Below are 11,171 nucleotides of genomic sequence, written 5' to 3'. Positions count from 1 at the left end.
TGGCATTGAACTGTCTGACGGTCTCATCCATTTCTTTGATGCTGTCGAAGTTCTGGTAGTCGGTGAAGCTGACGATTTCGTATTGAGTGGTCATAGTATCCATACCCTTTCTTTTCAGAAAAGAAAAAGAGTGTAACCGCTAGTCTACGGCTACACTCTTTGAAAATATGCCCCTTTATCATCCTGAATACTTGTAAAATAGGTTGTAACTCGCTATAATACGGGTATCATAAGGATGATAAAGAGTACCTAAAGTGTTTGCCGTGGGGTGTTCACGGTGAGCGATTAAAGGATAGCGACCAACTACCCTTTAATGCTGGTACTCTTTTAATTTTCCGTTCAGTTATTTAAAGACCATTTTATACATATTTCGGTGGAATCGCAAACATTCAACGGAAAAACTTTTTAAGGCGGGAGAATATCCCGTCATTTTTTTGGTTTATTTCTTCTTTTTTTGTCTCGGAAGTCTCAGGAGCCCCCTGTTGAGGTGTTTCAGAAACTTCGGGCGTATCACCCTCATCATCTTCTGTTTGCTCTCTGTCCTCATCTTTTGGCGCCTCAACGGCATCTATGCTCGCTTGCTTGTGCATTTCCAATGCTAAAGGTTGTTTTTCCACTAATGCTGTCAGACGTGCATTATCTTTTTGCAGGTGCTCCGTCTTCTGATCGAGTTCCCGCACCAGTTCGATTAATGTATCCACCTTCTGTTCCAGGCGTTCCGTATGTTTATTGTCAGAAGACAGAGTTGAGAGGTCTCGGGTATCCACTTTGGCATGAATATAGTCCAAGTCTTTCATTGTTTTTTCGAGTGCCTGCTCAAAAGAGTGTTTCTTATCGTTTACCAGCCCTTTAAAGTATTCAAGTGTCTGGATATCGTATATATCATACTTTCTGTGGTTGTTCGGGTCTCGTTTGATATTGGCATACCCAGCCTTTTCAAGGGCGATAGTGTATCTGCGGACACTGGATTGGGAAAGATCAATTCTTTCAGCGACCTGAGCTGGAGTATAGAGCGTATTCAGTTCCTTCATTTTCTTACCTCCGACTCTTCGTTTATGACCGTTTATTGTATCGTTTATACAAACGTTTATATCTTTAGATAAAATATCTTATAGAATGTTGATAGTATAGTATTTTAAGATCTTTTTAAACCGTTTACGAAATCATCATAAACGCATTATACCATGGTATATAAACAGTGTTTATAGGAGCTTTTATTTGGAGGTCTTTAAATACCGGTAAAGGGTCGCTCGACTGATTCCAGTCATTTCTACAATCTCTCGTATGCTGTACTCTTTTGTATTGTATAGGTTGATCGCCTTTGTGACTGTTTTAGATTTTACTTTGGGGCGGCCCCCTTTCCGTCCTCTCGCTCTGGCACTTTCCAACCCTTCTTTGGTACGTTCGACAATCAAATCCCGCTCGAATTGACTAAACGCTTGGAAGACAGTCATCATCAATCGTCCTTGGGGGCTTGATGTATCAAAATCCTCTTTTATACTCTTCAATTTCACATCATTTTCTTCAAAATAATTCACTAATTCGATGAGGTCTTTTGTACTTCTCCCCAGCCTTGAAAAACTTTCAACCACCACAATATCACCTGGGCGTAATTTATCTATTAGACGGTTCAGTTCCGGCCGGTCTGATTTTATACCTGTAATCTTTTCTGTCAGAATCTCATTGCAATTGTATTGCTCCAATAGATCCAGCTGCCGAGATAAATCTTGCTGATACGTGCTTACCCTAGCATATCCATAAATATAGCGAGACATAAAAATGACCACCTTTCAATGAAACTATATCATAAAAGGTGGTATATGAAATTATGATTTTGAGCAATCTTTAGAGATTTATATTTCAATGATTTAACAGCTTTTTTAACTAAATAATAACTATCTCAAAAACAAACGAATTTGAAATTAACGAGGAATTTTTGAAAAGATTTAATCAAATTCAAAATAATAAAGAAATACCAGAAACAAGTGAAGGCCCAACAATTCAAGCTTCTTGTATTTATGGTAACTGGTGTGGCCCAGGATGTAGTGGCCCTGAAAGTCCAATAAGTCCTGTTGATACATGTTGCCAATCTCACGATAATTGTTATGGTGACCGTGGTTATTTTGCTTGCAGTTGTGATTCCGAATTACAAGGATGTTTAAACCCCTATGTACTTCAAGGAAGTGAATGGGCTATTACTATATCACTCTGGTTTCAAGGCCAACCCTGCAATCCTTTCGCGTAATTAGAAAATTAAGCTGCCTCTCGTATTTGGAGGGGCAGCTTAATTCTGTGTTTCAAGCATTTACATAACGAAGAAGATCCTGTTGAAAAACTGATAACATACAATGTTACTGTGCTAGCAAGATAATGATCGATCCCATCAGTGCTTTAGATTCAAACACTATACTTGTTGAAATAGGCAGATTAGAGGGAGAATTGATTTTTACATGCTATCCTTTATAGAGAAATTAATGTATAGTACACTATACATTAAGGAGTACAAGAAATGAAGAATAATACAGACAATCGCATTCGGGAATATCGAAAAAAATCTGGATATACTCAACAACAACTCGCAAAAAAAGTTGGAGTAACAAGATTAACCATAATTTCACTGGAGAAAAAACGGTATGAGGCCTCCGTAGGACTGGCTATAAAAATTTCAAGGGTTTTTGCTTGTCCGGTGGAAGAACTCTTTATTGTGGAGGAATAAACTTGGATTATGTCTATAGCTTTTTGCTAAAGATTTCTGTCTCAATTTTATTATTGATTGCTACATTTAATGTTTGGAAGACGCCGAGTCCTGAAGTATTTAATTGGCTAATCCCCTTCATTGCATTATTTTGGATATTTATTACTATTTCTGAAGGAATTAGAATCAAAAGGGATAATAAATGGTTTGAGGAAAAAGAGGGACAAGACGAAAGGACTATAAATTATAGTTACAAAGCAGGATACATTACTTTCTGGATTAATATAACGATATTATCTTTATTATTTTTTGTTTATAGCATTGTTGGTTTTTCTTTAATTCCACCTATGTCCGGACTTGTTATTTTAGTGTTTTTAAATATTATTATGTTTTTTTGTATAAGGCTATTTTTTATTTTTTATCAGTAATGAATGGAGGAATTTTTAATGAAAAACGAGAAGATAAACATCTTAGGAATTGTTTCGATTTTAATCCCCACTATCGTATCAATACTCATTTTGAACTTCTTACTGGGAATTGTTCCCATAGAAAAAATCGAAGGACTCCCACTAGTTATGCCTATGTTTTTATGTCCAATAGGAGCAATTATTGGGTTTATCGCATATAGATATCGAAAAGATCAATTATCAATGATTGGCATTATTTTTAATATCATATTATTCTTGTTCCCAATTGCGTATAACATCTTTGTCACACTAATATTTGGTGTATAAAAGAATTTTGGAAAATCGCTCAAGTTGAAGATCCTTTTCGTGCACAGTTTCCAATAGACGCCCGGCTGACTGAAGAATAGGACCATTGTGACCCTGAATGTGGCGTTGGTTTAACTGAAGGCGGAAACATTCCTATCAACGCAACAGATAATCGTTGTCATAGCCATAACGCGCATTGGAGAGTTTTCGGCGACGATGTCCCTTGTGTGATGCAGAACTTATCACTTGCCTTGAAGGAGAAACAACACCCTCACACACACTTCCTTCATATATTCCTACAACCGAATTTGAGGAACAAAATTCTGCGACTCTATTTTCGATATCTTACTCGATGTTAAACCACTTCTTTTTACTAAACCATTATGCTAAGGTAAAATGTTCAGAGAAGGTTGCTAATAGAAATACAAAATCTATCCTTATTATAGGGATAGATTTTTGAGCGTTTGCCTTACAGTGAATAGATGTAGATTCAAAATAAAGTTTGACTTTTTATAGTTGCAATCTTCAACAAACATGTCCATTACTTGAATAGTTTTTATGGTGTGCCACCAATTCCGAGTGCGACAAAAAGAAAAAAAGCATATACTAGTATGGTGCCATTCAGTATAATTCCTATTATAATAAACCATCCTTTTTTCTATTGCTTTTTTTATACTCATCATGACAAGAGGGCCAATTATTAGAGGAGGGCCACCGATAGAAATTTATATTAGTCTTATTTTATTAGCTGTATCTTTACTCTTTTCAATAACTGGGATTATAAAAAAATCCGAAAACACTCTTCTTCCTGGGATATCTTTTGCTTTAGCAATAGCATTCGGTATATTCCATTTATTTATATTGTATCTGGTATGACTACTAATTAAATTATATAGTTTCATTTATGATTATAGAATAAGGAACTTATAAAAAGAGAAATCTGAACTGCGAATTTTGCATCTCAATTCAGGTTTCTCTTTAAATAAAGTCATTTTTTCTAATATCTTTTTATAATAGAGGATATTATGCGCCCCATTGTAATAGACCAAAAAACAAGAAGTAATGGAAAGCAAGAAAGCCAACATTAACCATCAGCGATAAAATAAGCATTCCTCTTCCTTCCTTTAAGATAAATAAACCAACAATCCCAAGTATCAGAAATATGGAAGAAACTATTGATAAGAGAATAAAAGGTAAGGTTGGAGATAGATTATTGTTGTAATAAATATCTGCCGGAACTAAATGTAAAACTCTATTAGTCACGATTAAAAAGAATACAGCCAGCATAATAAAAGTTCCTATGATTGTAACCAATCGCAATTTATTTCTCATCGTTATTCTCCCTTAATAAATTTGAAAGATCTGATCCTGTAAAAAGCCCAAATTTCATTTAAATGCAACCTAACATAAATATATTATCTAATGAGCTCCGTATCTTTAAGAAACAAAAGATTTTAACATACATAATTTTCACGTAACGAGATTTTATAAACTTATCTCGCATGAAAGCCACAAGCAAGACAAGAGATTTTAGCTATAGTAGCTAAAATTTTTACATTTAATTCCCAATCGTAAAATATTTCATCTAGTTTATCCGAATATCATAGTCCAAAATGAAGCTCCCCCTCCAAACAACCAATACCATAAAACAATTAGGGAAACTAAAAACCAAGTAACTCTCCAAATATTGCTTTTCTTTAAAAGCTGAATGCCATAAAAAATTCCCCAAAGTAAAAAAGAAGTGTAGACTGCAAAATTGATGCTAGGAGATGAGACAGCACTCATTGCATTTCCAAACAGAGCAAATAGACCAAATACTGACATTGCAACTAGGACAATTATATTTAAACCATGAATATACCAATTTTCACACTAACTCTCCAATCTCCATCAAATTAGAAATAGACTTGTTCTTATAATAATACGGGAAGAAGTATAGGAGTCCATCCTTCTAACATTAAGATATCCATTTTCTCCCCTTGTATAAAATAAATGTAGTCCCTTGATATGCCTAAGATTATCTTTTACAGCAGTTTCATTCTATTATTTTCTCAGTCTTTAAGATTGCTTTTCAGATATAGAAAACATGATGCGTCCAATCTATGCAATTAAACATTCAGCCAATCATCGTCAGCATCTTCATTATCTTGATGTTTTGTTTCTGAAGCTACGGATTTTCTGTTATCGTTTTTCGCTTGTTTCATGCGATTCTCATGATCTTTGATGCGAATCATTTTTTGAATTTCTTTTTTAGCCGTAGAAAAATAGTAGCCTTCCAGGGTGTCCCTATCAATAATTGCTTTCGGATGTCGTTCGATTTCAAATTCAGAAGCAAGGAATAAGTTGTTGATGCTTACTCCGAGATCCACATGATTCATTTTACTGTTCAACTTTTTGAGCTGCGCTTGTATCTCATCCATCTTCTGCAATGTTTTGAATTCAACGGATTCATGCTCGATCATTTCTGAAAGCAGATAATGATCCAATGCCCGGATCAATACCTCTTTTTCTGTTTTAATCTCTTTCGCTTTTTTGATTGTTTTAATCTTTGAAACTGTCTCATCATCGAAGTCATATCTCTTAGAAATCATAGTAGTCTACGCCTCCTTCAATCCATATTATTGGTGTCTTCATCTATCGAAAGTTCTTCCTTTGTGATCAAATCAATCATGAATGTTCTGAAGCGCTGATTGTCTTTTATAAACTGATTATACGCATCCGTATTGGCATCCATACTGATTTGTGTCTCTTTGATCGCCCGTTCAAATGCAGTCATTGAAGGGAACAGCATATCATCTTCGACATGCTTTCCCAAGATCTCCCGCACCAGTTCACTTAGAGAGATCTGTTGATCCTTGGCCATATTTTTTAGACGGAACAGTACCTGTTCATCCACATCCCGCACATGTATGTTTCCCATGAAACCCCTCCATTTCGATTTTCATTATGTACATTAAGGTGTACATTTGTGTTTATTGTATCATATATCCGGCTTTTTGTGTACATTTATATGTACATTTTAGTGGATTGGGTACGGATTTTTATATCGCCGGCACTGCCGGCATATCAGGGGGTTTGAGGTTTGAAATGCCGAAGTGCATGCAAAACCTCCTTATGCTCTTACTACATTTACTGATTTTCAGCTTTTGTATTTCATTTTAAATGGAATGCAATATGATAATGACTGAAAACTGTTTTGATTTTTATCAGTTGTGTTCAATTTTCTCTTAAAAATAAATAACTATAAATAGAAGTATCAAGTCCTGTCTTTAAAATATTCCAATCGGAGATCTAATGTATAGTATCCAATAATAAGAAACTAAAAAAGAAAAGAGGAGATAATATGTATAATATAATATCAATTGTTTTATCAATTATAAGCATAATATTAACTTATAAAATCTATACTTTCACTTTGAGATTTGAAAAACAAAAAGCTAAATCTCAAAGTAGTAAAATATTATATTTGCTAAATGAAGATACCTTTTATTTAAAATCAGAGCTGAATGATATATTTATGACTTCTGTTCCTGCAACAATTATTAAAAACTTAACCCGAGAAGGCGCAGAAATGACAGGAACAGAAAATCTTTTGCTCACCTTAAATATGAACAATGAAAAAATAAAAGAAACTATAAATCAATATCAAGAAATAATAAAAGAAACTAAAAAAACATTTGCAGTAGAACTTGATATAGATGATTTTAATAAAATAAACCACCTTGAATATACTACTAAAAAATTTTTAAAAGATATAAATGATTATAGAGATTACTTCATCAGATTTGATAAAAACCATAATCCAACAAACAAAAACTATGACACACAAAATTTCAAAATAAATCATATAGCTGGACTGGAAAAAGAAAAAAGAGAAAAAAATATTAATGATGTCAAGATTGATATTCTTTATAACTCATTAACAAAAATATTAAATGACATTTAATATTTATTGTAATTTTATTTTTGTATGAAACAACAGCACCCCTAAAAACCCAAAAGCTGTCGGCAAGCAGATACTTTAAAGTATCTGCTTGTCGACTTGTTCATTTATCCAGGATTGCTTTTTTCCACCAAACGTTTTCTCGGCGTAAATCGATCTCCGATGATTATATGGCTCAAAACGTCAAAAAGAGCCCTCAAAGCGTTTCTAAACGTTTAAATCACAACAAAGTCAAAGTACCCTAAAAATGATTTAAACACTCATATGCGCTTATTTGGACTCTGAAACGATCGTTTATTGGCAGGTTATAAGGATGATAACCGTTAGTAAAAAATTTCTTAACAAGCACCAACATCTGAACTTTTCGAGTCTATAGCATAAAGATAAGCAGATACTTTAAGGAATCTGTCTACTTGGGTTATAGCTCTTACCAAAAAACGGATTAATGAACTATTTATCTCGTTTTCTTTGAATTAATTTAAAAGGGAGATAGAATGCCAGTGTATAAACTAAAAATGGAAGCAGTATATATATTATTAGTGGGAAATTCAAGTCGAAATCAAATATTACTAAAAGTAGAAAAGCAACTAGTAAACTAGTGATCAAACCAATTATAGGCATGAAATTAAGATAGTTTTTAACGTTGTTCTTTTCTTTATGAGTTAGCACTTTAACACCTTCCTTTTCTATCTCAGATAAAGGCTCGTCATTAAGAAGGTCATCAACTCTCATATTGAAAAGGTTAGCCATTTTTTTAAGATTTTCTGTATCTGGTTTATTTATCCCCCTCTCCCATTTATACACCGATTGTTTTGAAACTCCTAATACGTCAGCCAACTTTTCTTGAGATAGCTTTTTTCTTTTTCTCAACTCTTTTAATTTTTCCGGAAACATTAAAATAACTCCTTATGTACTAAATTTTATTGATAATGCTTAAAAACTTCTATGATATATTGATATATTACTAAAATATAACCAAAGTTATATTTAAATTTTACATGTTTTATTTATATGATTTGGTTGTACTACAAATTTATGAGGGGGATTTAAATGAAAGCATTTAAGATTGTTTTTTAACTGTCTAAATTATGGGTTACAGTTCAATCAGCCTACGGCATGTTTTTTTCGGGTTTTATCTGTAAACTATTTTCATCTTTCAAACTATAAAACTGGTGTCTGTCTTTGTTAATTTTTAACGAAGTGAGACAGTATTTTATTTCTTACTTCTCACCAAGAACAAGTGCGATATTCAATTTAATCAATTTTTACCTCCTAATTGACTAGTGTGTATATTTCACGGGTAAAATTATTAAGAGAGTTTCAGGTAGAAACGAATCATTTTTAATACAAGGAGGTATTTGATGCGGTTAATTTTCTTTTCAATCATATTATTATTGATTTTATCCAGCTGCCAATCTAGCGAAACCTCTGAGGAAACAGCTGATAATACAGAACCCAATACAGAAGAATCGGCAGTAGAATCTTCCGACGAAAGTACTAATAACAAGGTGTCAGAGGAAACAAACAACAACGAGCAGCCTGATACAAATGAATCATCGGAGGAATCCACTGAGGAAAGTACGAACAGCGAAAATGAAGAAGAGGAAGAAGGGGCTACGGACGAACCAAATGATAAATCAAATGATGATATGAGTAACCAAAACGCCACTTCGTTTGATATTCATTCCGATGAGGTTCAACAAACATTATTTTCCCCAAGCAGCATTGAGGAAGAAAATTTAACATTTTCACAAGATGTCATTACCCAAGGGATGTCCCGGGCTGAAGTAGAGGAAAGATATGGTACTTATGATTTGATTTCTCATGGACATGGCGGTCCTGTGGTTATCTATGGAAATTTGGGAGTGCTTTATTCAAACCCGCAACCCTTCCTTCCAAATGATCAAGCTGATAAAAATACAAACCCCAATAAGAACAATGTTGAAGATGTTTTTTTTTATGCCGGCTTACCATACAATGAAGTGGTAGAGGCATTGGGAGAACCGGATGTTGATGTTTATGAAACTGAAGGGGGACCAGTGAGTGGTTTGCAACTTATGGAATACGTGATCGAGGATAAAGAAACTTCCACAGTCAAAGGTGTGTTTTGGTTACACGATAATGAATCCGGTGAAAAAATAGTAGACACGATGATAGCAGTTGAGGAACCAGACAGTGCTGATGAATCTACAGCACAACAGCCAGAAGAATCAGGAGATATAGACGCTGAAGAAGAGGAAAGAATTACTATATTTATAGATGCATATATCGATGATTTAATGGCATATTATAATAATGGTAATGAAGATATACTGCTTAGTACTCGCGAAACATCCCCAAATTATGAAAAAATTTCAGCAAACAGAGTTTCTGGGAATTATCGGAATCATGAAACTTATGAGTTAAACATCAAGAATATCACTCCAGCAGGAGGAAGTGCTTATGAAGTGACAGTAAGCAGGGAGTATTCACATGCAACTTCGAACGGGAGACGCATTACAGAAGTAGAATATTCAATCGTTAACACACCACAAGGATTTATGATGTATGACTATCAAGAGCTAAATAATAAATCAGTTGAATAAGACTTTTCATCTTACTGTAAAGTAGGATATATCTACAGTAAAATTAGCAGATATAAATATTAGCACCAGCTCGATATTGCTTTTTGCTCATCCATATTTGAGAATGAACTAAATAGTGGCGACAAAAGTAAAATTTTGCCGCCACTATTTTTATAATTTCTACAATTAAAGTGGTTCTAGACCACGGTTTGAACTAAAACCCGAATAATGGATGTTTTTTATTAACTGTCCATTATTCGGGTTATAGTTCATTTGGCATTGGCTTTTGTTTTTTCTTTTACATGGTCGAGTTTTAGTGAGGTGAAAGCAACATCTGATCTTATGGTGTCGCAGCAAGATAATCTAAAAGAGTTAGAAGAATTAATTGGTGAAGATGTTGTTATGGAAGTTATGAGCAATCCGGAAAAAGACTATATTGATGATAAACTATCAAATATCTCGTCCGTTAATAACTTGAAAAATGAGTTGAAAAAAGATGGATTTAAAAAACAAAAAGTAGACAATGAGAAAACGAGTTATAAGTATTCAATTGCTGGAACAAATGAAACTGTTTACATGACTAGTGATGTGTATGAATCTAAAGATGAGATGGTTGTAACTTTTACGCAGTATAATGAGTATAATGATAAAATCAGTTTATTCTATGCTGAAAAAAGAAGCGCAGTCGATTCAGAAAAAGAACCTGAAATTCTAATGGAATATATTCCTGAGACTGATAATAGTTCAGACGGAATTTCTACTTATGATTTTAATTGGAATGGCAAATCATTCGCATGTAGTGCTACTGGACTCTTAGCTTGTGGCCAATACTGCGGTGTTTGGGCTTTAGTTAATCCAATAGCTGGGGGAACATGTGGTGCAATTTGTGGAACAGCATTTGCTGCTGCATGTGCTTTTGCTTAAACCATAGTGTGATATAACTTTGAAGAGACCTCTGAGGATCTCTTCTTTATTTTTATCTTTTGAAATTGTAATTGTATTTTGATTTACACCTGAAGGGATACTGAGTTTCATATAAAAAGTTTCTAATTGATTTCTAAAGACCACTCCAAAGTGGGGGTGAAAGTGGGGTGAACGCCATTTTTTTATTTGGAAGGCATGCACACGTCCCAAAGTGAAAATAGACCTGGCATCATCTCAATTCGTAATAGTAATAAATTACTATACTCAACCTTTGACCTCCCCAACCCCACGTGCGTTCCTGTTGGGGAGGTCAAAGCTAAATGAGATATTGC

11 protein-coding genes and 1 pseudogene are annotated in these 11,171 nt (G+C 34.1%); 6 read left to right on the top strand and 6 right to left on the bottom strand.

Annotated elements, in window-relative coordinates; genetic code table 11:
- Positions 1-389 precede the first annotated feature (389 nt).
- Together BO53_RS0100060 and BO53_RS0100055 are read right to left on the bottom strand one after the other, a co-directional pair.
- Positions 390-1,031 (bottom strand): helix-turn-helix domain-containing protein, encoded by a 642-nt coding sequence (locus BO53_RS0100060; protein ID WP_031544166.1) that lies wholly within the window; start codon positions 1,029-1,031, stop codon positions 390-392.
- A gap of 186 nt (positions 1,032-1,217) precedes the next feature.
- Positions 1,218-1,775: pseudogene (locus tag BO53_RS0100055) on the bottom strand (recombinase family protein); the annotation flags it as partial.
- Between the two features lie 734 nt (positions 1,776-2,509).
- Here BO53_RS0100055 and BO53_RS0100050 point away from each other — a divergent pair.
- From BO53_RS0100050 to BO53_RS0100040, 3 genes are read left to right on the top strand one after another with little or no spacing between them, the layout of a single operon-like run.
- Complete coding sequence (locus BO53_RS0100050) at positions 2,510-2,716, top strand: helix-turn-helix transcriptional regulator (RefSeq protein WP_031544163.1); 207 nt, start codon at positions 2,510-2,512, stop codon at positions 2,714-2,716.
- A gap of 2 nt (positions 2,717-2,718) precedes the next feature.
- Entirely contained in the window at positions 2,719-3,123 is a 405-nt protein-coding gene (locus BO53_RS0100045) for a hypothetical protein (protein ID WP_031544162.1), read from the top strand.
- A gap of 18 nt (positions 3,124-3,141) precedes the next feature.
- Entirely contained in the window at positions 3,142-3,429 is a 288-nt protein-coding gene (locus tag BO53_RS0100040; protein ID WP_031544161.1) for a hypothetical protein, read from the top strand.
- A 1,002-nt stretch (positions 3,430-4,431) separates the two neighbouring features.
- Here the strand turns inward: BO53_RS0100040 and BO53_RS0100035 are convergent.
- From BO53_RS0100035 to BO53_RS0100025, 3 genes are all read right to left on the bottom strand, one after another.
- Positions 4,432-4,740 carry a hypothetical protein gene (locus tag BO53_RS0100035; RefSeq protein ID WP_031544160.1) on the bottom strand — a complete coding sequence of 103 codons (309 nt, stop codon included), beginning with the start codon at positions 4,738-4,740 and terminating at the stop codon, positions 4,432-4,434.
- 776 nt (positions 4,741-5,516) lie between these two features.
- Entirely contained in the window at positions 5,517-5,999 is a 483-nt protein-coding gene (locus BO53_RS0100030) for a hypothetical protein (protein ID WP_031544158.1), read from the bottom strand.
- Between the two features lie 17 nt (positions 6,000-6,016).
- Entirely contained in the window at positions 6,017-6,328 is a 312-nt protein-coding gene (locus BO53_RS0100025) for a hypothetical protein (protein WP_031544157.1), read from the bottom strand.
- 423 nt (positions 6,329-6,751) lie between these two features.
- Between BO53_RS0100025 and BO53_RS0100020 the strand changes: the two genes are divergently transcribed.
- Positions 6,752-7,354 carry a hypothetical protein gene (locus BO53_RS0100020; protein ID WP_031544151.1) on the top strand — a complete coding sequence of 201 codons (603 nt, stop codon included), beginning with the start codon at positions 6,752-6,754 and terminating at the stop codon, positions 7,352-7,354.
- Positions 7,355-7,801: 447 nt separating this feature from the next.
- Here the strand turns inward: BO53_RS0100020 and BO53_RS13510 are convergent, their stop codons facing one another.
- A complete protein-coding gene (locus tag BO53_RS13510; protein ID WP_051682948.1) occupies positions 7,802-8,245 on the bottom strand; it encodes a helix-turn-helix domain-containing protein in 444 nt (147 codons plus the stop codon).
- A gap of 467 nt (positions 8,246-8,712) precedes the next feature.
- Between BO53_RS13510 and BO53_RS0100010 the strand changes: the two genes are divergently transcribed.
- Both BO53_RS0100010 and BO53_RS0100005 read left to right on the top strand, forming a co-directional pair.
- A complete protein-coding gene (locus tag BO53_RS0100010; RefSeq protein WP_031544147.1) occupies positions 8,713-9,936 on the top strand; it encodes a hypothetical protein in 1,224 nt (407 codons plus the stop codon).
- A 252-nt stretch (positions 9,937-10,188) separates the two neighbouring features.
- Complete coding sequence (locus BO53_RS0100005) at positions 10,189-10,839, top strand: putative immunity/bacteriocin fusion bifunctional protein (RefSeq protein ID WP_169738715.1); 651 nt, start codon at positions 10,189-10,191, stop codon at positions 10,837-10,839.
- Positions 10,840-11,171: the final 332 nt, after the last annotated feature.

The sequence above is a fragment of the Salinicoccus luteus DSM 17002 genome (assembly GCF_000712035.1).
Lineage (GTDB): Bacteria > Bacillota > Bacilli > Staphylococcales > Salinicoccaceae > Salinicoccus > Salinicoccus luteus.
Note: the sequence above shows the minus strand (reverse complement) of the source record. Positions and strands in the feature narration are given on the sequence as shown.

Excerpts from the sequence above, each read along its gene's own strand:
- BO53_RS0100025 (WP_031544157.1), bottom strand. The coding sequence starts at position 6,328 with ATGGGAAACATACATGTGCGGGATGTGGATGAACAGGTACTGTTCCGT.
- BO53_RS0100010 (WP_031544147.1), top strand. The coding sequence starts at position 8,713 with ATGCGGTTAATTTTCTTTTCAATCATATTATTATTGATTTTATCCAGC.
- BO53_RS13510 (WP_051682948.1), bottom strand. The coding sequence starts at position 8,245 with ATGTTTCCGGAAAAATTAAAAGAGTTGAGAAAAAGAAAAAAGCTATCT.
- BO53_RS0100035 (WP_031544160.1), bottom strand. The coding sequence starts at position 4,740 with ATGAGAAATAAATTGCGATTGGTTACAATCATAGGAACTTTTATTATG.
- BO53_RS0100030 (WP_031544158.1), bottom strand. The coding sequence starts at position 5,999 with ATGATTTCTAAGAGATATGACTTCGATGATGAGACAGTTTCAAAGATT.
- BO53_RS0100060 (WP_031544166.1), bottom strand. The coding sequence starts at position 1,031 with ATGAAGGAACTGAATACGCTCTATACTCCAGCTCAGGTCGCTGAAAGA.
- BO53_RS0100020 (WP_031544151.1), top strand. The coding sequence starts at position 6,752 with ATGTATAATATAATATCAATTGTTTTATCAATTATAAGCATAATATTA.
- BO53_RS0100040 (WP_031544161.1), top strand. The coding sequence starts at position 3,142 with ATGAAAAACGAGAAGATAAACATCTTAGGAATTGTTTCGATTTTAATC.
- BO53_RS0100050 (WP_031544163.1), top strand. The coding sequence starts at position 2,510 with ATGAAGAATAATACAGACAATCGCATTCGGGAATATCGAAAAAAATCT.